At 72.1% G+C, this 22,041-nt stretch carries 17 protein-coding genes; 15 read left to right on the forward strand and 2 right to left on the reverse strand.

The window, feature by feature from the left end; translation table 11 throughout:
* The first annotated feature begins 5 nt into the window (after positions 1 to 5).
* The 15 genes from EG812_RS25165 to EG812_RS25235 all read left to right on the forward strand — a co-directional run bounded on the left by EG812_RS25165 (position 6) and on the right by EG812_RS25235 (position 19,711).
* The gene (locus EG812_RS25165; RefSeq protein WP_126712999.1) at positions 6 to 1,256 is read left to right on the forward strand and encodes a cytochrome P450; all 1,251 of its coding nucleotides are present in this window, start codon (positions 6 to 8) and stop codon (positions 1,254 to 1,256) included.
* Positions 1,240 to 1,944: a hypothetical protein gene (locus EG812_RS25170; protein WP_126713000.1), complete on the forward strand. Its 705-nt coding sequence runs from the start codon at positions 1,240 to 1,242 to the stop codon at positions 1,942 to 1,944. The genes EG812_RS25165 and EG812_RS25170 overlap by 17 nt, the downstream gene beginning before the upstream one ends.
* Entirely contained in the window at positions 1,944 to 4,187 is a 2,244-nt protein-coding gene (locus EG812_RS25175; protein WP_126713001.1) for an ATP-binding cassette domain-containing protein, read from the forward strand. Before EG812_RS25170 ends, EG812_RS25175 begins: the two co-directional genes overlap by 1 nt.
* On the forward strand, positions 4,184 to 6,337 hold the full coding sequence (locus EG812_RS25180; protein ID WP_126713002.1) for an ATP-binding cassette domain-containing protein: 2,154 nt from the start codon (positions 4,184 to 4,186) through the stop codon (positions 6,335 to 6,337). The genes EG812_RS25175 and EG812_RS25180 overlap by 4 nt, the downstream gene beginning before the upstream one ends.
* The gene (locus tag EG812_RS25185) at positions 6,337 to 9,480 is read left to right on the forward strand and encodes a DUF4135 domain-containing protein (protein WP_126713003.1); all 3,144 of its coding nucleotides are present in this window, start codon (positions 6,337 to 6,339) and stop codon (positions 9,478 to 9,480) included. Before EG812_RS25180 ends, EG812_RS25185 begins: the two co-directional genes overlap by 1 nt.
* 13 nt (positions 9,481 to 9,493) lie before the next feature.
* A complete protein-coding gene (locus EG812_RS25190) occupies positions 9,494 to 11,758 on the forward strand; it encodes a TOMM precursor leader peptide-binding protein (RefSeq protein WP_126713004.1) in 2,265 nt (754 codons plus the stop codon).
* Between the two features lie 29 nt (positions 11,759 to 11,787).
* Complete coding sequence (locus EG812_RS25195; RefSeq protein WP_126713005.1) at positions 11,788 to 13,350, forward strand: SagB/ThcOx family dehydrogenase; 1,563 nt, start codon at positions 11,788 to 11,790, stop codon at positions 13,348 to 13,350.
* The gene (locus EG812_RS25200; protein ID WP_126713006.1) at positions 13,347 to 14,270 is read left to right on the forward strand and encodes an ABC transporter ATP-binding protein; all 924 of its coding nucleotides are present in this window, start codon (positions 13,347 to 13,349) and stop codon (positions 14,268 to 14,270) included. Before EG812_RS25195 ends, EG812_RS25200 begins: the two co-directional genes overlap by 4 nt.
* A complete protein-coding gene (locus EG812_RS25205; RefSeq protein WP_013733764.1) occupies positions 14,267 to 15,025 on the forward strand; it encodes an ABC transporter permease in 759 nt (252 codons plus the stop codon). The genes EG812_RS25200 and EG812_RS25205 overlap by 4 nt, the downstream gene beginning before the upstream one ends.
* Before the next feature lie 100 nt (positions 15,026 to 15,125).
* A complete protein-coding gene (locus tag EG812_RS25210) occupies positions 15,126 to 16,283 on the forward strand; it encodes a sensor histidine kinase (protein ID WP_158632537.1) in 1,158 nt (385 codons plus the stop codon).
* Positions 16,280 to 16,891 (forward strand): response regulator transcription factor, encoded by a 612-nt coding sequence (locus EG812_RS25215; RefSeq protein ID WP_013733762.1) that lies wholly within the window; start codon positions 16,280 to 16,282, stop codon positions 16,889 to 16,891. The genes EG812_RS25210 and EG812_RS25215 overlap by 4 nt, the downstream gene beginning before the upstream one ends.
* Positions 16,892 to 17,185: 294 nt before the next feature.
* The gene (locus tag EG812_RS25220; RefSeq protein WP_013733761.1) at positions 17,186 to 17,524 is read left to right on the forward strand and encodes a TIGR04351 family putative TOMM peptide; all 339 of its coding nucleotides are present in this window, start codon (positions 17,186 to 17,188) and stop codon (positions 17,522 to 17,524) included.
* A 100-nt stretch (positions 17,525 to 17,624) separates the two neighbouring features.
* Positions 17,625 to 17,897: a TIGR04351 family putative TOMM peptide gene (locus tag EG812_RS25225; protein WP_126713008.1), complete on the forward strand. Its 273-nt coding sequence runs from the start codon at positions 17,625 to 17,627 to the stop codon at positions 17,895 to 17,897.
* Between the two features lies 1 nt (position 17,898).
* On the forward strand, positions 17,899 to 19,068 hold the full coding sequence (locus EG812_RS25230) for a sensor histidine kinase (RefSeq protein ID WP_126713009.1): 1,170 nt from the start codon (positions 17,899 to 17,901) through the stop codon (positions 19,066 to 19,068).
* 16 nt (positions 19,069 to 19,084) lie between these two features.
* A complete protein-coding gene (locus EG812_RS25235; RefSeq protein WP_013733758.1) occupies positions 19,085 to 19,711 on the forward strand; it encodes a response regulator transcription factor in 627 nt (208 codons plus the stop codon).
* Positions 19,712 to 19,721: 10 nt separating this feature from the next.
* Here the strand turns inward: EG812_RS25235 and EG812_RS25240 are convergent, their stop codons facing one another.
* Positions 19,722 to 20,435 carry a DNA alkylation repair protein gene (locus EG812_RS25240; RefSeq protein ID WP_126713010.1) on the reverse strand — a complete coding sequence of 238 codons (714 nt, stop codon included), beginning with the start codon at positions 20,433 to 20,435 and terminating at the stop codon, positions 19,722 to 19,724.
* Between the two features lie 237 nt (positions 20,436 to 20,672).
* Positions 20,673 to 21,872: an RtcB family protein gene (locus EG812_RS25245; protein WP_126713011.1), complete on the reverse strand. Its 1,200-nt coding sequence runs from the start codon at positions 21,870 to 21,872 to the stop codon at positions 20,673 to 20,675.
* Positions 21,873 to 22,041: the final 169 nt, after the last annotated feature.

A 22,041-nucleotide genomic window follows, 5' to 3' on the forward strand; every position in this document is an offset into this window, starting at 1 on the left:
CACCGATGTCCGGGCTGCCCTCGGCAGGGCACGCGCTGCTGCTCGATCCGTCCACCCGCGACGACCCGACCCTCTACCGGCGGCTGCACGCCGAGGCGCCTGTTCTGCGTACCGCCGGGTTGTGGCTGGTGTCGGGCTACCAGCAGGTGTCGAGGCTGGCCGGTGACCCACGACTGGTGATCGACCCGCGGGCCGGCGACCCGCCGTTGCCCCTGACCCAGTCGGAACGACTGGAGTCGATCTTCGGTCGGATGCTCAGCTTCCGTGACGGTGCGGCCCACCGACGGCTGCGGCAGCTCGTGTCCGGGGCGTTCAGTGCCCGCCGCACCAACGCCCTCGACCGGACCGTACGCGACCTCGTCGCCGGCCTGATCGCGCAGGCCGGCGACGCCGAGTTCGACGTGGTGCCGGCGATCGCCGAGCGGCTGCCCGTGCTCACCACCTGCCGGCTGCTCGACCTGCCGACCGAGCACTGGTCCCGGGTCGACGCGTGGGCCCGGACCCTGACCGGCCAACTGTTCCGTTTCGGCCAGTCCGCCGACCAGCTGGCCGAGGTGCACCGCCAGGTCGACGAGATGACCCGGTTCATCGACGATCTCGCCGCGGAACGCCGCGACCGCAGCGGTGATCTCGTCGCCGAACTGCTCGACGCCGCCCAGGGCGCCGATGCCCGGCTCAGCCACGACGAGTTCGTCTCGTTCGTGGTGCTGCTGTTCATCAACGGCCTGGAGACGGCCACCGCGGCCATCTCGATCTGTGTGGCGCAGCTGCTGCACCGCCCGGAGCTGGCCGCACGGCTGCGCCGGGAACCCGACCACGCCCTGGAGGTGGTCGACGAGTGCCTGCGCCTGCAGAGCCCGGTCTGGCTGGCCGCCCGGCGGTCGCTCGCACCGATCGAGGTGGACGGTCAGGTGATCGAGACCAACGATCCGGTGTTCCTGCTCTGGGCGGTGGCCAACCGGGACCCGGCCATCTTCGCGTACCCCGACGAGTTCCGGCCCGGCCGCGCCGGTCGGCATCTCGCGTTCGGGCGCGGGCCGCACCACTGCCTCGGCGCGGCGATGGCCCGGGTCCAGGCCGCCGAGGTGCTGCGACAACTGGCGGCGTACGAGCACCTGCGGGCGGGAGCGGGTCCGGCCCGGCGGCGGCACACCGCCGCCCTGAACACGTACGACTCGCTGCCGGTGACGGTCACGCCGGCCGGCGAGCCCCTGTCGAGGCGAGCGGAGGCGAGGCTCCATGCCACGAGCCGGTGAACTGGACGACGTCGTACGCCTGACCACTCGACGTAGTTGGGCCCTGCTGGCGGCCGTGCTGCTGGCGCTCGGCGCCGGCACGACGTGGGCCGTGGCCGCCCGGATCGAGTCGACGGTGTCGCTGGACGGCATCCTGCTGGCCGGTGCGGGTCCGACCCTGGTGACCGCACCGGCCTCGGCGACGGTCGCCTCGGTCAGCGCGGTCGTCGGCCGGCCCGTCGCGGCCGGAGAGGTGCTGCTGACGCTGCAGGGTGAGGACGACGACGATGCGGTGACGGTGACCAGCCCGGTGGCCGGGATCCTCACCACCCTGACCGCCCGCCCCGGCACCCAGGTCAAGGGCGGTGCCACCCTCGGCGTCGTCGACCGCGCCGATCAGCGGCTGTCCGCGCTGCTGCTGCTCGACGCCGGACAGCCGGCCGCCATCCCGGCCGGGGCGCAGGTCCGCGGCGCCGGCCTGACCGGCACCGTCACCCGCGTCGAGGCGTACCCGCTGAGCACGGCCGAGCTCGCCGCCCGGTACGGCATCGGGCGGCTGCCCGGCCACGACGACGACCGGCTGGTCCGGCCGGTGCTTGTCGACCTCGGGGTGTCGGCCTGGCCGGGCGCCACCCTGACCCCGATCCGGCTTGACCTCATCGTCGGTGCCGAACGGCCCGTCGACGTACTGCTCGGAGGTGGTCGCTGATGGTCGTGCTCGCCGACAGCCAGGCCACCACGCCGCCGGCGGAGGAACCGCAGCCGCAGCCACGCCGGCAGCGGGCCGTACGCACCGTCGAGACGCCGCAGATGGAGGACGCCGACTGTGGTGCGGCCTGCCTGAGCATCATCCTCACCCACCACGGCCGGCGGGTGCCGCTGGCCGAACTGCGGGACCGCTGCGGGGTCGGTCGGGACGGAATGACCGCCTCCGGGTTCGCGCGGGCCGCCGCCGGCTACGGCCTCAAGGTCACCGGCCGGTGGATCGAGACCTCCGACCTGGACATGGCCTCCCGGGTGCCGGTGCCGGCGGTGGTGTTCCTCGACGGCCGGCACTACGCGGTGCTGGAGGGCGTGCGGCGCGGTCGGGCCTGGATCAACGACCCGGCCGTCGGCCGGCTGCCGTTGACGCCGGCCGAGTTCGCCACCCGGGCCAACGGCCCGGTGCTGGTCGCCACGCCGACGCCGGAGTTCGAGCCGGGTGGTGAGCGTTGGCCGTTCGCCCGCGCGGTGGCACAGCGCATCCGGCCGTACGCGCCGATGATCCTCGCCGGGGCGCTGCTCGGCGGCGTCGCCGCGGTGCCCACCCTGCTGGCCTCGTTGACCATGCGGGCCGTACTCAACCGGGTGCTGATCCTCGGCGACCTGGCCTGGCGGCCGGCGTTGCTGGCGATCCTGGTCGGCGGTGCGCTGCTGGCCGCGCTGGCCGGGTGGGCCCAGCAGCGGATCTTCGCCACCGCGCTGGCGGCGATGGCCACCCGCTTCTCCAGCCGCTACCTGACCGCGCTGCTGCGGCTGCCCGGCGAGTTCTTCCACCGTCGGCACCTCAGCGGCCTGGTCAACCGCACCCAGATGAACGACGGCCTCGCCATCGCGCTGTCCGAGCGGGTGGTGCTGCCCGCCGCCGCCGCGGTGACCGTGGCCGGGTACGGCCTGTTCATCGGCTATCTGGCACCCCGGCTGCTGGTGGTCATGTCGTTGGCGATGGCGGCACAGATCGTGCTGCTGAACGTGGTCCGGCGGCGGGCGGGACCGCATCAGCAGCGGCTGCTGTTCGAGCAGTTGCGGCGGGACAGCACCGCGCACAGCGGACTCAAGATGATCGAGTCGGTGAAGGCCGACGGCGCCGAGCGGTGGCTCTTCGCCTCCTGGGCCCGGTCCGCCGGCCGGACCCTGGACGCCGCCAACGCGCTGGCCTCGGCGACGCTGGGGGTGATGGCGCTCAGCGCGGCGGTCGGCCCGGCCGCGTTGGCCGGGCTGGCGTTGGTCGGCGCGCACGACGTCGCCGCCGGTCGCATCGACCTCGGTACGCTGCTCACCGCCCAACTGGTGGGCGGTGCGATGCTCGCCCCGCTCGGGCTGCTGGTCGGGCTGGGCTCGGAGATCCAGGTGACCCGGGTGCACGTCTCGGTGATCGACGACGCCCTGGCCGCCACCCCGCATCCGGCCCGGGCCACCGTGCTGGCGCCGGACGCGCCGCCGGAACCGGCGCAGCCGGCCCGGCTGTCCGGCCGCATCGAGTTCGACCGGGTCAGCTTCGGCTACGACCGGCACCGCCCGCCGCTGGTCCGGGACATCTCGTTCGCCGTCGAGCCGGGCCAGTGGGTGGCCCTGGTCGGTGTCAGCGGCAGCGGCAAGTCGACCCTGGCCCGGCTGGCCGTCGGCGCGGCCGAGCCGTGGAGCGGGGCGGTGCTGCTCGACGGCCGGCCCCGCGAGACGTACTCCCGCCGGACGCTGGCCGCGTCGATCGGCTACGTGGAGCAGCAGCTGCGACTCTTCGAGGGCAACCTGCGCGACAACCTGACGCTGTGGGATCCGACCCTGCCCGAGGAGCGGCTGCGCGCCGCTCTGGTCGACGCCCGCATCGACCGCCTGGTCGAGCAGCGCGGTGGCCTGGACCACGGCGCGGTCAACGAACACGCCCGCAACCTCTCCGGCGGTGAACAGCAGCGCCTGGAACTCGCCAGGGCGCTGGCGGCCGACCCGCCGCTGCTGGTGCTCGACGAGGCGACCAGCGCGCTCGACGCGACCACCGAGTTCGCGGTCCTGGAAGCACTTCGCCGACGGGGGGTCACCTGCATGTTCATCGCCCACCGGATCTCGACCGTGCGGGACGCCGACCTGATCCTGGTGCTCGACCGGGGTGAGATCGTGCAACGCGGCACCCATGCGGAACTGATCGACACCGACGGCGTCTACCGCCGGCTGGCCACCGACGGACGGTCGGCATGACCACCGTCGATCCGACCACGGACACGCTGACCGCCGAGCGGACCGACACCGTCGTGGGCCGGGCGGCTGCCGATCTCGCCGCGGTCGACGAGGCCTGGCGACGGCTCGCCGCAGCCGCCGCCGAACGGCCCGAGCGACCGGACGACGACGCCGCGCGGACCCTCGCCGCCCACTACGACCTGCCTGCACCCACCCCCGGCACCGGGCTGGTCGCGGCGTTGCGCGCCGCCGGTCTGCACTGGACCGAGGTACGACTCGACGGACACTGGTACCGGCGCGGCGCAGCACCGTTGATCGTCTTCCCGGCTTCCGGCCCGGCCGTGGCGCTCCTGCCGGCCCGCGGTGGCTACCGCACCGCCGACGGGCGTCGGGTCACCGCGGCCGACGCCGGCGCGTACGACCGGACCGCCTGGCAGGTCTACCCTCCGCTGTCGGCCGGGCCGCCGGTGACCACCCGTCACCTGCTCCGCTTCGCCGCGCGGGGCGCCGGGCCCGACCTGCGTTTCCTGCTCACGGCCGGGCTGCTCGCCGCGCTGATCGGCGGTGTCCTGCCGTTCCTGTCGGCGTGGATCATCACCGGGGTGGCCGGTGGCAGTGTCGGCGGACAGCTGCTGTGGAGCCTGGCCGCGCTGATCGCCAGCTTCGTGGTGGCGAACGCGCTGCTGCTCTCGGCCCGCAACGCCGCCCTGGTCCGGCTGCAGGGGCGGCTGCAGCTACGCCTGGAGCCGGCAGTCTGGAGCCACCTGCTCAGCCGGGACCTGCGCGCACTCGAGGAGATGGGCACCAGCGACCTGGTGCAGCGCGCGAACTCGGTCACCGAGATGCGCAAGGCGCTGTCCGACAGCGTCGCCGCGGGCGTGCTCGGCAGCGCCTTCGGGCTGGTCAGCCTGGCCGCACTGATCTTCGTCGACCCGGTGGTCGGCGGCTGCGTGCTCGTCGCGACCCTGCTGCTGATGGCCGCGGCGAGCTACGCGGCCATCCGCCAGCAGCGCCACGAGCTGGCCAACCGGGAGGCGTTCGCCGCCGTCGCCGGCTTCCTGCACACCGCCCTGCTGGCGATCGAGAAGATCCAGGTCGCGGCCCGGGAGGAGCGGATCTTCGCCGGCTGGGCGCAGCGATACGCCCGGCAGCGGTCCACCGACGCGGCGACGCTGCGCTGGCAGGCGCGGGTGGCGGCCTGCTCGGCGGCGCTGCAGCCGACCCTGCTGGCCACGCTCGGCATCGTGGTCGCCCTGCGCCAGGACGTCGCGCTCGGCACCTTCGTCGCGGCCAGCATCGCGGTCGGGCAGTTCGCCGCCTCGGTCGGCATGCTCCAGGGCGGCGTCATCTCGGCGTTCTCCCTGGTCGCCGCGTACCGCCGGCTGGTGCCGGTGCTGACCGCTGCGCCGGATGTCACGCCGGGCGCGGCGGATCCGGGTCGGCTACGGGGGCGGGTGCAGCTGCACGAGGTCACCTTCACCTACCCCGGCACCGGTCGGCCCGTCCTCGACCGGGTCAGCATCACCGCCGAGCCGGGTGAGTTCATCGCCGTCGTCGGCCCGTCCGGGGCCGGCAAGTCCACCCTGATCCGGCTCCTGCTCGGCCTCGTCCCGCCCAGCTCCGGCGCGGTCCGCTACGACGGGCGCGACCTGTCCGAGCTGGACGTACGGGCGGTCCGGGCGCAGCTGGGCGTGGTGCTCCAGCAGGCCCGGGCGGTACGCGGCTCGATCCGGGACAACGTCGCCGCCGGCACCGAGGACCTCACCGACGAAGCCGTCTGGCAGGCCCTGCGGCTGGCCGGTCTGGCCGACGAGGTGCGGGACATGCCGATGGGGTTGCACACCATGGTCAGCGAGGACAACAAGGCCTTCTCCGGCGGTCAGATCCAGCGGCTGATGGTGGCCCGCGCCCTGGCCAAGCAGCCTCCGGTGCTGGTGCTCGACGAGGCCACCAGCGCGCTGGACAACATCACCCAACGCAAGGTGACCGACCGCATCGCCGACCTCGACGTCACCCGGATCGTCGTCGCCCACCGGCTCAGCACCATCCGTGCCGCAGACCGCATCTACGTGCTGGACAACGGCCGGATCGTGGCCGAGGGCACCTTCGACCATCTGGTCGCCACCGCACCGCTGTTCGCTCGACTCGTCGCCAGGCAGGAGGTCACCTGATGACCACAACCAGCGCATCCCTCGGTCTGGGTGCGATGTCCGCTCCCGACACCCTGCTCGGTCTCGGCGGTGCCGACGAACGACTGCTCAACGTCATCGCGTTGGCCGCACCGTTCGACGAGCGGGAGGCCGGCGTCTACTTCGCTCCGGTCCGCACGGGCGGGCGTCGTAAGCTGGCCGAACGGTCGCAGCGGTGGCTGCGCTCCGCGGTCGCCGACGACGACGTGTCCCTGCGGGCTCTGCTGCTGCACCGCCAGCAGACCAATCGGGATCTCGGCGCCGGCCTGGTCGACGTGGTCGTCCGCGACCCGGGAAAGCTGCCCGACTGGGCGTACGCCCTGGTGGACTTCCTGCTCGCCCAGCCGCCCACCGCCGCACAGGACCCGGCCGCCGAACTCGTCGGCGGGGTGTTCGTCTCCTTCCAGCGGGCGGCGATCCGGCTGACCGGGCTGCGGCAGAACAATCTGCGTGGCGTCGCCCTGACACCGGAGGCCGCCGACGACGTCACCGGTCAGCTCGTGCAACGCCTGATCAAGGTGTGTCACGCCGCGCTCGGCTTCGAGCTCCAGATCGCCGACGGTGCGGCGACCCCGGTCAACTGGTACGGACGCGCCGGCATCGACGTCAGCCGGCTCGGCTGGCTCGGCCGGCTGGAGAGCCTGCCGGGTCTGGCGTATTTGATCGGGGTGACCTGCCTCAACTACAAGCGGGCCGTCGGTGAGATCTTCGACCGGCTGCACCAGGACCTGCCGATGCTGCGCCGGGAACTGTGGGCCTGGGCAGACCCGGGCGCCCTCGCCTCGTACTCCGGTGACTCCGGTGACCTGCACGACAGCGGCCGTACGGTCAGCCTGTTGTCGTTCGCCGGCGGCCAGCGGGTCGTCTACAAGCCCAAGAACCTCAGCAGCGTCGCCGGTTTCATGGACGTGCTGACCTTCCTCAACACCCACGGGCTGCCGCTGGACCTGACGACCCGGCGGGTGCTGCTGCGCGACGGCTACGGCTGGGAGGAGTACGTCGTGGCGCGGCCCTGCGTCAGCGGCGAGGACCCGGCCCGCTTCTACCGGCGGCTCGGCATGCTCACCCGGCTGGCCCAGCTCCTGGAGTGCCGCGACCTGTGGGCGGACAACCTCATCGCCATCGGCGAACGGCCGATGTTCATCGACCTGGAGAACGTGCTTCAGGGCCGGATGCGTAAGCCGGTGCTGCTCGGCCCGCGCGCCGAGGCGCTCTGGCACGAGATCGAGGAGAGCGTGGCGAAGACCGCCGTCGTGTCGTACCCGAGGATCGGGGTGCCGGGCCGGCGGGCACACGACATCGGCTGTTGCGCGCCGATGCAGGAACAGTTGGCGGTCGACTCCGACGGTTTCCCGGACGGGTGGGAGCCACCGCCGTACCGGCCGATGGTCGACGGCCGGTACGTCGACCCGGCGGCGCACGCCGACGACGTGTTGACCGGCTACCGCGAGATGGACGCCTGCCTGGTCGCCAACGCCCGGGCGCTGGCCGCCGAACGTGGCCCCCTGCACCTGCTGTCCCAGGCCCGGGTCCGCTACATCTGGCGCAGCACCTGGGACTACCTGACGATGCTCCAGGTCGCGTCCGGGCCGCTGGCGTTGACCGACGGGGTGGCCCGGGAGATCGTGCTGGCCCGGCTGTTCCGGGGCGCCCGCGAGGTGCTGCACACCGACCCGCGCCGCACCGACAGCCTGGAGATGATCGAGCGGGAGATCGAGGCGCTGCGCCGGCTGGACATCCCGCTGTTCCAGTCCGAGCCGATGACCTCGACGGTCCGTACCCCCGAGGGCTCCCGGGTGGAGAACCACTTCTCCGGCACCGCCTGGCAGCGGCTGCGGGACCGCCTCGACGAACTCGTCGAACGGGCCGAGTGCGGCGCCCCGATGCCGGAGGAGGCGCTGGCCGCCTGCCTGGACTTCGCCTCCGGCGGCCGGCCGATCTGGGCCCCGCCGCCCGGTGACCCCGACGGTCGCCGCGACCCGGCGCTGCTGGGCATCTCCGTCTACCACCCGAAGGCGTTCCGGGCCGAGGTCGACCACAGTCAGCTCCTGGCGGGCGCCTGCGCGGCGGCCGACGACATCATCGCCGCCGCCGTACCGGTCGGCGACGGGCAGCACGGCTGGGTCGGCGCGGTCCACTACCCGGCGTTCGGGCTCGACCAGCTCGAACCGCTGCACGGCGACCTGCTCACCGGCACCGCCGGGATCGCGGTCTTCCTCGCCGAGCTCTACCAGACCACCGGCAAGCCGACCTACTGGGCGTTCGCGCAGGACGCGCTGGCCGCCACCACCGAGTTCACCACGGTCGCCGGGCAGGCCAGCCTCTACCGGCGGATGGCCGGTGGTCGGCAGCCCGTCGGCGGGTTCGTCGGCATCGGCGCGACCATCTACGCCCTGGCCCGCTGCGGGCAGGTGATCGGCGACCCGCAGCTGCTGGCCCAGGCGCAGAGCCTGGTGCCGACCGCCCGTGACCTGCTGGCCGCCGGCACGAGCGTCGCCGACCCGGTGACCGGCCGGGCCGGGCTGCTGCTGGCCCTGCTCAAGCTCACCGAGGCGCAGCCCTGCACGGCGGCCGACGAACTCGCCGCCAGCCTGTACGAGCAGCTTCTCGCCGAACTGCCGGGCGGCGTGCCGGCGCCCTACCCGGCCGGGGTCGCGCTGCTCGACGCGTTGCCGTCCGGGGCGCCGGGGGTGGCGATGGCGTTGGCCCGCTACGCCGAGCGGAACGGCCTGAGCATCGACGACGAGCAGCTGGCGCCGGCTGTCGGGTCCACTTCGGGCGCGCTGCTGGCGGCGACGGTGGCCGCGGCGGCACTCGGCCGGGCCCGGCCCGCGCAGGCGCAAACACCGACGCCGGCCGGGTCACCGTCCAGCGTCGACCTGCTCGACCGGATCGAGCTGGGCCTGGCGGCCTGGCGGGGCGACGGCGACGAACAGCAGCACACGGCCGCGCACGCCGCCGCCCGTACGCTGCTGAGCCGCCGCGCCAGCCAGGGCCGCTGGTTCCCGGACCGGCGTCGCGCCGACCGGACCCAGTTGTCCGCCGTGGACGGTCTCGCGGCCGCCGGGCTGGCCTGCCTGGCCCTGGCCGAAGAGGACGTTACCTCGCTTCGAACGATGAGCTGACGGGAGAGATGCCATGACGATCCGTCCACGGGTACGCCGCAACCTGCGCGTGGAGAACCTGCCTGGTGAGGCCGTGTACGTGTTCTCCGAGCGTGGCCACCAGGTCATCGAGGGCGAGCTGACCGAGCGGGTCCTGCCGCTGCTGGACGGCAAGCACGACGTCGACGACGTGCTCGACGCCCTGGCCGACGAACCGCCGGAGCGGGTGCTCTACCTCATCGAGCGGTTGATCCGAATGGGGGTCGTGCTGCGGGTCGACCCCGAGTTGCCGCAACGCGAATCGGCCTTCTGGGACATGGCCGGTACCAGCGCCGAGGTGGTGGCCGACCGGCTCGCCGCGGCCACGGTCGGCCTGTCGGTCGTCGGCGAGGTCGACCCGGAGCCGCTGCTGGCCGCGCTCGGGGCCGCCGGCCTGCGGGTCACGCCGGTGGGTGCCGGCCCGGCGAGCCCGGTCGACCTGTCGGTGGTGGCCACCGACAACTACCTCAATCCGGAGCTGGCCGAGCTGAACGACGCGGCGCTGCGCAGCGGCCGCCCGTGGCTGCTGACCAAGCCGGTCGGTTCGGTGCTGTGGATCGGCCCGACGTTCAAGCCGGCGAGCCGGGAGCACGGCTGCTGGGCGTGCGTGGCGTTCCGGCTGGCCGGACACCGGCAGGTCGACGAGTACCTGCGCGACAAGCTCGAACACGTCGGCCCGCTGCGGGTGCCGCTGGCCGACCTGCCGACCACCCGGGACATCGGTGCGCGGCTGACCGCGTTGGAGGCGGTCAAGCACGTCGCCGGCCTCGGCACCGAGCAGGAGAACGGCATCCTCACCCTCGACACGATCTACTTCGACACCCAGCGGCATCCGCTGCACCGCCGCCCGCAGTGCCCGTCCTGCGGGGAACCGGAACTGGTCGCCCGGCGGTTCGCCGCACCGGTACGCCTGCAGTCGCGGGCGAAGACCTACACCGGCGACGGCGGCCACCGGGCCCAGCGGCCCGACGAGGTGCTCGCCCGGTATTCGCCGCAGGTCAGCTCGGTCACCGGGGTGGTGCGGGAACTGCGTCCCTTCGCCACCGGCCGGGACTTCGTCAAGGGGTACTACGCGGGGCACAACTTCGCTCGCCGGGTGCACAACCTGCGGCATCTGCGCAGCGGGTTGCGCAGCATGGCGGCCGGCAAGGGCACCACCGACACCCAGGCCCGGGCCAGCGCGATCTGCGAGGCGATCGAACGGTACAGCGGTCTGTTCGTCGGCGACGAACCCCGGATCACCGCCACCCTGGCGGAGTTGGGCGACCGGGCGCTGGCCCCGAACGACCTGCAGCTCTACAGCCCCCGGCAGCACGAGAACCGGGTGGCGTGGAACGCGGCGCAACGGTCGAGCTTCCAGATCGTCTGCGACCCGCTGCCGGCCGACCGGCCGATCGAGTGGAGCCCGGTCTGGTCGCTGACCCACGAGCGGCACTTCCACGTGCCGACCGCGCACCTGTACTTCCAGTACCCGAGCCGGCCCGGTGAGCTGTTCGCGTCGGCCTGCTCCAACGGCAACGCCGCCGGGTCGAGCATCGAGGACGCCGTGCTGCAGGGCTTCCTGGAACTTGTCGAACGCGACAGCGTCGCGCTGTGGTGGTACAACCGGCTCAACATGCCCCGGTTCGACCTGGACAGCTTCGGTGAGCCGTGGTTCGACGAGTTCCGCGAGGTCTACGCCGGGCTCAACCGCGAGCTGTGGGTGCTGGATCTGACCGCCGACCTCGGCATTCCGGTGGCCGCCGCGATCAGTCGCCGCACCGACAAGCCGGCCGAGGACATCCTGATGGCCTTCGGCGCCCACCTGGACGCGAAGACCGCGGTGCAGCGGGCGCTCAGCGAGATGAACCAGTTCCTGCCTGCGGTCATCGACGTGCAGCCCGACGGCAGCGGCTACGCCTATCCGGACCCGGTCCAGCAGGGCTGGTGGCGACACGCCACGCTGGCCTCGGAGGGCTACCTGGCGCCGTCGGCGCGGGTGTCGACCGCGACCACGCACCGCAACCTGGCCTCTGACGACCTGAAGACCGACGTGGACACCGTACGCGGGCTCGTCGAGCGGGCCGGCATGCAGATGCTGGTGCTCGACCAGACCCGGCCCGACCTGGAACTGCCGGTGGTCAAGGTGATCGTGCCCGGGATGCGGCACTTCTGGGCCCGGTTCGGTGCCGGGCGGCTCTACGACGTACCGGTGCGACTCGGCTGGCTCGACCGGGCCACGCCGGAGGACGCCCTCAACCCCATTCCGATGTTCCTGTGACCCCGTCCATGGTTGTTGAAAGGGGTGCGATGACCCTGACCCAGTCGACCCGGCCGTACGAGCGACTTCTGCGGCTGGACCCGTCGAGCCGGCTGACCTCCGGCGGCGGGCAGCTCGCCCTGTGGTCCCGGTTCGGCCGGGTCGCCGTGGGCGAACGCGACCGGCCGATGGTCGCGGTGCTGCAGGCCCTCGCCACGACCGAGGTGACACCGACCGACCTGGAACGGCTGGCGCTGGCCACCGCGGGGGCCACCGCGACCGACGACGAGATCGCCGTGCTGGCTCGGCTGCACTGGCTGCTCGACCGGATCGGCAACGCGCTGGAGCAGCAGATCGGTCCGGCCGGTGAGCCGGGCTGGCTGCGGGTGACCGCGTTGACCGGCGACCTGCGGTTCACCCACCGCCCGTACACCGGAAATGCTCCGGTGGCGCTGTCCCGGCTGGCGCTGCTGCGCCGCCGCGACGGCCGGATGGTGGTCGAGTCGGGGCTCGCGCCGTTTCGGGTCGGTGTGCTGCACGAGCAGGCGCTCGCCCTGGTCGGCGCGCTCGCCGAGCCGCGCACCGTGGCGGACCTGGCCGCCCGGCTGGGGTTGGACGAGACCGCGATCCGGCACCTGGTCGGTTTCCTCGCCGCCGCGCAGCTCACCGACGCGGTCGACCCGGCCGCCGACCAGTGGGATCCGCATGAGCTGTACTTCCACTCCCGCAGCCGCTGCGGGCGCACCGACGAGTCGTTCGGGGCCACCTTCCCGTTCGTCGACGTACGGCCACCGCTGCCGCCGGTCAAACCGGCCCCGGCCGGCCCGGCGGTGGTACTGCCCCGACCGGACTTCGACGCGTTGCGGGCCACCGATCCGCCGCTGGTGCTGGTGCAGGAGGCCCGTCGGTCGGTGCGGGGATTCGGTGTCGAGCCGATGACGCTTGCGCAACTCGGCGAGTTCCTCTACCGGGTCGGTCGGGTGCGCTCGGTGTACGGGCCCGACCACGACAACCGGATGCCGTACGAGGGCGTCGACCGGCCGTACCCGACCGGGGGCGCCTCCGGCGACCTGGAAATCTACGTCACCGCGCACCGGGTGGCCGGTCTACCGCGGGCCGCCTACCACTACGACGCCTGGGAACACCGGCTGGTCCAGGTCTGCGACGATCCGACGCTGATCCAAGGGCTGCTCGCCGGTGCCGCGCAGGCCACCGGCGGCACTCCCACACCCGACGCGCTGATCACCTTCACCTCCCGCTTCGGCCGGCTGACCTGGAAGTACGACGCGATGGGGTACGCGGCCACCCTCAAGCACGTCGGGGTGGCCTACCAGACCGCGTACCTGGTCGCGACCGCGATGGGGCTGGCTCCCTGCGGTCTCGGCAGCGGCGACGCCCACCTGTCGGCGCGGGTCTTCGGGCTGGACTGGCAGGTCGAGTCGTCGGTCGGCGAGTTCATGCTCGGCAGCCTGCCGCGCTGGGCCGACGGCACCGATCCGCACCAGGGCCGGACCAACTGGCGCGGCGCCAACGACCCGGACTGGGCGAGACGGGCCGGTCGGTTGCTCAGCGCCGCCCGCCACGACCGCGTCGCACCGGAGGAACCGTCATGATCGAGGTGGAGGACCTGACGGTCGCGTACGGCTCGGTGCGCGCCGTCCGAGGGGTGAGCTTCCAGGTGGCGCCCGGCGAGGTGGTGGCCCTGCTGGGCCGCAACGGTGCCGGGAAGACCAGCACCATGCAGGTGCTGGCCGGGCACCGGGCGGCGACCTCGGGGCGGGTACGGGTGGCCGGCGGCGACCCGTACCGGGACCGGGCGACGGTGCGCCGCCACGTCGGCATCATGTTGCAGGAGGCCGGTTTCCTCGGTGAGTTGACCGTGGCGGAGACGGTGCAGGCGTGGCGCCGGTTCGGCCGGGATCCGCTGCCCCGCGACGAGGTGCTCGATCTGGTGGACCTGCGCGCCCAGGCCCGGATCCGGGTCGGCCGGTTGTCCGGCGGGCAGCGACGCCGCCTGGACCTGGCGTTGGCGATCCTGCACCGGCCCCGGGTGCTGTTCCTCGACGAGCCGACCACCGGGCTGGACCCGGAGGCCCGGCAGAACACCTGGCAGGTCATCGAGGGGTTGGCGCAGGCAGACACGACCGTGCTGCTGACCACGCACTACCTGCAGGAGGCGGAGCGGCTGGCCGGTCGGGTGCTGATGATGGAGGCCGGACGGCTGACGGTCTCCGGCGACCTGCCGACCGTGCTGTCCGCCGGGACGGGCACTGTCAGTTTCGCGGCGGACCGGCTGCCGGAGGATCTGCCCGCCGACTGGCCGGCCGAGTACGCCGCCGGTCGCGTGGTGATCCGTACCCGCAGGCTCGACGAGACGGCCGCGGAGGTGTTCGCCTGGGCGGCGACCCGCGGTCGGGTGCTGCCACAGGTGGCCGTCCGACCGGCCAGCCTGGAGGACGTCTACCTGGGGCTGACCGAGGATCGGCAACGCGGTCCGGTGGATGCCGTGCCGGAGAAGGTGGGGCACCGATGAGCGCGGTGACGGTGGTCGGCGGGTCGGTGGCGGTGTGGCGGCTGGAGCAGCGGCTGTTCTGGCGCAACCGGGCCCTGGTGGTGCCGACGTTCCTGGTGCCGGTGGCGATGTGCGTCAGCATCCCGTTCACCGTGCCGGCGGGCCTGGACTGGGACGGGGTGCCCTACCGGGGTCACTTCCTGACCGCCATGATCGCCATGATCACGGTGTACTCCACGTTCACCACCCTGGTGGTGACGTTGACCAGCCGACGGGACGCGTTGATCCTCAAACGGTTACGCGGCACCGAGTTGCCGAACCGGTCGATCCTGGCCGGCAACGTGCTCACCGCGTACGTCCTCAGTGGGTTGCAGTTGGTGTTGCTGCTGACCATCGGGCTGCTCGCCCTGGGCGTGCCGGCGCCGGAGAATCCGCTCCTGCTGATGGTGGCCCTGGCATACGGGACCGCGGTCTTCGCCGTGTTGGCGGCCGCCTACACGGCGCTCATCCCCAATGCGGAGAGCGCTCAGATTCTCTGCATTCCCGTGCTGTTCGCCTGTTTCGCCTGCTCGGGAATTTTCGTGCCATTGTCGGTCTTCCCGGACTGGCTGCGGACGATCGCGGAACTGCTGCCGGTCACCGCGTTGGCCGACGCGGTCCGGGCGGCGTTCTACGGCGGCGGCGCGCTGCCCCGGGACGCGGCGGTGCTCGGTGTCTGGTGGGCGGTGGGTGTGATCACCACACGGCGGTTCTTCCGCTGGGAAGGAAAGCGGTAGGGCGGTCGAATAACGGCATCTGTTCGGCTGGTTGTTGCCCCCCATCGATGAATGTGAGGATTTCCGGGCAAGTGCTTGGGGGTAACTAGAGATGGTCGACGTGGGCAGTGCGCCCCATGCGGCGAGTGCGACGACGGGCGTCGCCGTACGGACCGCCCAGACGCTGGTCTTCCTCCTCTCCATCGCCTACCTGAGCATTCCCGCTTCCCGCGTGATCACCACACAGCCGGTGCCGAACGCCGGGCTGGCCCTGCTCGCGCTGACCGGGGTGGCGCTGTTGCAGTTCCGGCACACCTGGCACGGGCTGCGCGGCGAGCCGCCGGTCACCTGGTCGTGGACCCTGCTGTTGCAGGCGATCCTGTCGTACGCGCCGGCCCCGCTGGCCGGCGACGCGTGGCTGGGCGTGCCGTCCTTCCTGGCCGCCTCGCTGCTGATCACCCTGCGTTCGCCGCTGTCCTATGTCGCCTACCTCGCGGTGGTGCTGGCGGAGATCCCGTTCGCCCTGCTCGTGCACGAAGAACCAAGCGACATCGCGTACGCCACGCTCGGCGTCGCGCTGACCGGCGCGGTGGTCTTCGGTTTCGTGAAGATGGCGACCCTGGTGTGGGAGGTGCACCGGCTGCGGGCCACGCTCGCCCACCGGGCCGTCGACGTCGAACGGCTGCGCTTCGCCCGCGATCTGCACGACGTGCTCGGGCACCAGCTCTGCGCGATCGCGCTCAAGGGCGAGTTGGCCGCCGCCGTCCTGCACAGCCGCCCGGAGTCCGCGGAGCGGGAGATCAACGAGGTGGTCGGGCTGGCCCGGGAGGCGCACCGCGACATCCGGGAGGTGGTGGCCGGGTATCGCAGCGTCTCGCTCGCCGGCGAGATGACCGGGGTGACCTCGGTGCTCACCTCGGCCGGCATCGAGTGCGAGGTGGACACGGTGCCACTGGACACCCTGCCGTCCGACGCCGCCACCCCGTTGGCGTTCGCCCTGCGGGAGGGTGCCACCAACGTGCTGCGGCACAGCATCGCCCGGCACTGCTCGATCACCCTACGACCGCAGGACGACGGCCTCGTACTGCGGATCGTCAACGACGGCGTACCTCCCGGACCACCGCATCCGGCGGGCAACGGTCTGGAAGGTCTGCGGGAGCGGCTGCTCGAACTGGACGGGCGGCTGCACGCCGGCCCGGTCGGTGGCGGATCTTTCGAACTTGTGGTCTTCGTGCCGAGCCTGGCCACGAAGGCAGCGATGGTGGAGGCAACCCGATGATCAGGATTTTGCTGGCCGAGGACATGCACATGGTTCGCGGTGCGCTCGTCGCGCTGCTGTCCCTGGAGCCGGACCTCGAGGTGGTGGCGGAGGTGGCCGAGGGCACCGCGATCCTGCCCAACGCGTTGACACACCGGCCCGACGTGGCCGTGCTCGACATCGGACTGCCCGGCATCGACGGCCTGGCGGCGGCCGGCGCGCTGAGCCAACAGTTGCCGACCTGCCGGACCATCATGCTGACCAGCCACGCCGACTCGGCGAACATCGCCCGGGCGATGCTGATCGGGGTCTCCGGCTTCCTGCCCAAGGACGCCCCACCGACCCGGTTGGCCGACGCCATCCGGCGGGTGCACCGGGGCGAACGGGTGATCGACTCCGAGATCGTCGTGGCGGCGTTCCACCATGGCCCCAACCCGTTGACCGAACGCGAGCGCGACGTCCTCACCCACGTCGCCAAGGGCTCCGACGTCTCCGACGTGGCCGCGAAGCTCTATCTGGCACCGGGGACCGTCCGCAACTACCTGTCGGCCATCATGTCGAAGATCGGGGCCCGCAACCGGGTGGACGCGATCCGCATTGCCCGCGACCGGGGCTGGATCAGCGCCTGACCAGGACCGACGCCACCCTCGCACCACGCGAGGGTGGCGTCGTCGTGTCCACCGTCCGGCGGTCGCACATGACACTCGTCATGCACAGATCGTGTCGATGATGACTGTTTGAGATCGCTCGCCTGACGCCACCATGTGTGTGGCCGATCCGCCGGAGAGCAGCAGACCGGTGACTCTCCGGAGGCGGCCCGGTGCCGCAATCCTGCGTCCACCGGAGCAGCGGACAGTCCAGATGTCCGCTCCTCGCACATCGCCAAGCGCCGGCCCCGCCGGCGCGGTACGAGGAGGATCGTCATGGCCGAAGGGATCTACGTCCTGTCGGACGAGGACCGCCGGAAGTTTGCCAAGATCGTGTCGAGCGCCTGGTCCGACACCGAGTTCGCTGACCGCTACCAGAACACCCCGTACGAGGTGCTGGCCGAGCACGGCATCGACTACCCCGCCGCGGTGGCCCCGCCGCTGCTGCCGCCGAAGCCGAGCGGCGACCTGAGCATGGAGGCGCTGGAGGCCGTCGCGGCCGGCGCCGCCGAGGGCACGCTGGGCAGCGCGAGCTCGATCAGCACCATCGGTGGTACCGCCTTCACCGCCAGCACCGCCGGCACGTTCGGCATCGAAGAGCCGATCGTCAACTGACCCACCCGGTGCCGGCGTCCCGCGCCGCCTGTCCCGCTGTCCCCCGTCAGCGCCAGGCAGCGCGGGGCGCCCCGGCCCGGTCGCGTGGAGGGAGAAACCGATGGCCTCTGTACCGGCGGAACACCGTACCCGCTTTGCTCGGTTGGTCGCCGACGCGTGGTCCGATCCCACCCTCGCCAATCGATACCAGCTCGATCCCGCCGCTGTGCTTGCCGAGTACGGCATCGTGCTCGGCACCGGCGACGAGATTCCCGATCTTCCGCCCGCGCCGGGCGAGATCGCCGTCGAGGACCTGAGCACCACGGCCGGCGCGGCGATGGCCACGATCGGCACCGTCAGCTGCCCGGGTGCCTGTGTCGGGATGAGTGCCTGAGATGACCTCCGGCACCGTTCAGTCCCTCACCCCGGCGGCGGGCGCTGACACGTCCGCCGCCGGGCAGGTCCGCCGGGCCCGGGCGGTCGTGGTCACCCGTACCGTCGCGTACGTCTTCACGGTCGTCATGCTCGCCTTCGGTCTGCTGCCCATCGTCACCGCGGTCACCGAGGGCCGCTCCTGGTGGGTGGTGACCGTCGGCGCCGGCGGCTTCGCGGTCGTGGCCACCGCCTTCATCCGGCTCGTCACCCACGCCATGCGCCATCCGTGGAGCAACCGCAGGCGTGACGACGCCCTGCTGGTCACCGGCATCGTGCTGCTGCTGCCCGTGCTCGTCGACCGGAACTGGCAGGTGATCGGCTTCCTGGCGCTCGCCGCCGTGGCGGTCACCTTCCGTCCACGCTACGGCCTGCTCCTGGCCGTCGGGGTGCTCGTCCTGATCACGGTGGAACGGATCATGCTCGACACCCCGGGCGTCGTCTTCCTGACCGTGCAGGACGTGCTCACCGGCGCCGCGCTGGCCGGCATCATCGTGCTCGTCGCGTTCATCGAGGAACTGTTCGCCGCCCGGGCCGAGGTCGCCCGCCTCGCCGTCGACGCGGAACGGGTCCGGTTCGCCCGCGACCTGCACGACACCCTGGGCCACAACCTCTCCGCCATCGCGCTCAAGAGCGAACTCGCCCTGCGGCTGCTCGATCGCGACGCGGCCCGCGCCCGGTCGGAACTCAACGACGTGTACGGCATCGCCCGCGACTCGCTGCGCGATGTCCGCACGGTCGTCAAGGGCTACCGCCGCGACTCGCTGCAACGGGAACTGGAGGGCGTGCAGTCCGTCCTGGTCGCCGCCGGCGTGCGGTGCGAGGTCGCGACACCGGTCGAGGCCCTGCCCGCGCCGGTCGAGGAGGTGCTCGCCTGGGCCGTCCGGGAGGCGGCGACCAACCTGCTGCGCCACAGCAGCGCCAGCCGCTGCCGCATCAGCATGCACCGCTCCGACGACCAGGTACGCCTCGACGTCGCCAACGACGGCGCAGCCTCCCCCGCGCCCACCGACGACATCGGTGGCAGTGGGCTCACCGGTCTGGCCGAACGACTGGCCCCGCTGGGCGGAACCCTCACCGCCGGGCACCGTGCCGGCGGCGAATTCGTCCTCACCGTGCTCGTACCGTGCTGACAACCGAGGAGAAGCCATGATCAGGGTGTTGGTGGCTGAGGATCAGAACCTCATCCGGGGTGCGTTGGTGGCCCTGATGTCGTTGGAGAGCGACATCACCGTGGTCGCGGAGACCGAGCGCGGTGACACCATCCTGGCCGAGATCGAACAGCACCGGCCGGACGTCGCGGTGGTCGACATCGACCTGCCCGGCATGGACGGCATCGTCGCCGCCCAGCGGCTCAAGGACGCCGGTTCGCCGGTCCGCATCCTGGTGCTGACCAGCGTCGGCACGCCTGGCAACTTCGACCGGGCCATGCAGGCCGGGGTGGCCGGTTTCCTGGTCAAGGACGCGCCGAGCGATCGGCTGTGCCGCGCCATCCGGGACGTGTACGCCGGACGCCGGGTCATCGACATCGAACTCGCCGACAGCAGTTCCGCGTCGGCCGGGCCGGCCGAACGTCCCCGACCCGGCCCGCTGACCCAGCGCGAACGCGGCATCCTGGCCGCGCTGCACGACGGCATGCCGGTAGCGGCGCTGCGGTCGGTCTTCGGGTTGTCGAGCGCGACCCTTCAGGCGCACGTGGTGGCCGCCGTGTCGAAGACCGGGGCGCCGGACCCGCACGAGGCGGCCCGGGTGGCGTACCACAAGGGCTGGCTGTAGCCCGCGTACCTCACCGGTACGGAGTGAGCACACCGGACAGATACTGCTGTCGTCGCTCCGGCTCGAATTTCTCGATCGCGTACCGCAGCATCACCCGAGGCATGTCCCGGTGCCACCGGGACAGGAACTCCTCGGCCGCCGCCCGGTCCCGGTTGCCCACCTCACGCAGCATCCAGCCGACGGCCTTGTGGACGAGGTCGTGCGGGTCGCCCAGCAACCGCTCGGCGAGCCGCAGGGTCCACCCGAAGTCGCCGGCCCTGATGAAGGCGAAGGTCGCCATGATCGCCATCCGCCGCTCCCACACCAGCTCGGAACCGGCCCACCGATCGAGGACCGCGCGGTCCTTGTCGATCAGCCAGGGCCCGACGAGGTACGGCGCGCACGAGTCCACCAGGTCCCAGTTGTTGATCCGCTCCGTGTTGGCCAGCACCAGCCGGTAGATCGCCTCGCGTTGCACCTCGTCGCCCTTGGCGAACTTCCGCACCAGCACGAAGATCGCGGTCAGCCGCTCCTCGTGCACCTCGCCACCCAACAACGTCGCCACATCGTTCAGAGACAACTGACGCCAGTACCGCCCGGCCACCCGCCGCTGCTCCGGCACGGTGACACCGATGGCCCGATCCCCCTCGCCATACCCACCCGGCACCATCCGCAGGTACCGACTCACCCCCGCCGCCCGCTCAGCATCCGCCACCTGCGCAAGCGCCGCCCGAACCTCCCCCACCCCCTGCCCCCTCCCTCTCTCCCCCGCCTTCCCGTCCCGTCGATCTTGCACTTCTGGTCGCCGATACGTGGGCTTATGCGGCTTATACAGCGACAGAAAGTGCAAGATCGACGGGGTGGGGGGCCGTGGCGTGGCAGTGCAGGTCGTTTGGCTCGGCGTGCCGGACGGCTGCACTGCCACGTCTTCATCGTCGCCCAGCGCGCGTGCGGGCGCCGGGTGACCATGGCGTGTGGTTGGTCAGCCCTTGACGCAGACCACCTGCTTGAGGTGGGCCACCACCTCGACCAGGTCCTCCTGCTGGGCCATCACCTCGGTGATGTCCTTGTACGCGCCGGGGATCTCGTCGACCACCCCGGCGTCCTTGCGGCACTCCACCCCGGAGGTCTGCGCGGCCAGGTCGTCGGTGGTGTACGTCCGCTTGGCCTGGGCGCGCGACATCCGCCGCCCCGCCCCGTGCGACGCCGAGCAGTACGCCGCCTCGTTGCCCCTGCCCCGCACGATGTACGACCCGGTGCCCATCGATCCGGGGATGATGCCCAGGTCACCGGCACCGGCCCGGATCGCGCCCTTGCGGGTGACCAGCACGTCCACCCCGTCGTAGCGCTCCTCGGCCACGTAGTTGTGGTGGCAGCTGATCGGCTCGTCGTAGCTGACCTGCTCGAACCGGTCCCGTACCAGGTTCATCAGCACGGCGAGCATGACCGCCCGGTTGCGCCGCGCGTACTCCTGCGCCCACCACAGGTCCCGCCGGTAGGCGTCCATCTCCGGCGTGCCGGACAGGAACACCGCCAGGTCCCGGTCGGGCAGGTCGGCGTTGTGCGGCAGCCGCCGGGCCACCGCCATGTGCCGCTCGGCCAGCTCCTTGCCGATGTTGCGCGACCCGGAGTGCAGCATCAGCCAGACCCGGCCGTCGTCGGTGCCGCCGGACTCCAGGCAGACCTCGATGAAGTGGTTGCCGCCGCCGAGGGTGCCCAACTGCCGGCGGGCCCGCGTCTCCAGCTGCGCCACCCGACGGTCCAGGTCGGCGAAGCGCTGCCAGAAGTCGATCCAGCCGCGCTGCTCCAGACCCCGAACCCGACGCGGGTCGACCGGATCGTCACGCTGGGCGAAGCCGACCGGAATGGCATCCTCGATGGCCCGACGCAGCCCCGCGAGGTCGTCGGGCAGATCGTCGGCGGTCAGCGAGGTGCGTACCGCCGACATGCCGCAACCGATGTCCACGCCGACGGCGGCCGGCGACAAGGCCTGCCGCATCGCGATCACCGACCCGACCGTCGCCCCCTTACCGAAGTGCACGTCCGGCATCACGGCAACCCCCTGCACCCACGGCAACACCCCGATGTTGCGCAGCTGCCGCGCCGCCTGCTCCTCGATCCCATAAGGATCCGTCCACACCCGCACCGGCGCCCGCGTCCCCGCCAACACCTCGTACCCCACGACGCCTCCCCCTCAATTCACCGCCGATCTTGCACCTCTGGTGGGAGTGTCAAGTTAACGGCTGATCTTGGTTGTTGAGGTGGTCAGTTGTTGGCCGGGGTGAGTCGGCCTTCGAAGGCGATCTGGAAGGCGTTCAGGGGTGCTTTCCAGCGCATGGTCCATCGTCGGC

This window comes from Verrucosispora sp. FIM060022, assembly GCF_003977705.1.
In the GTDB taxonomy this organism is placed as follows: Bacteria; Actinomycetota; Actinomycetes; order Mycobacteriales; family Micromonosporaceae; genus Micromonospora; species Micromonospora gifhornensis.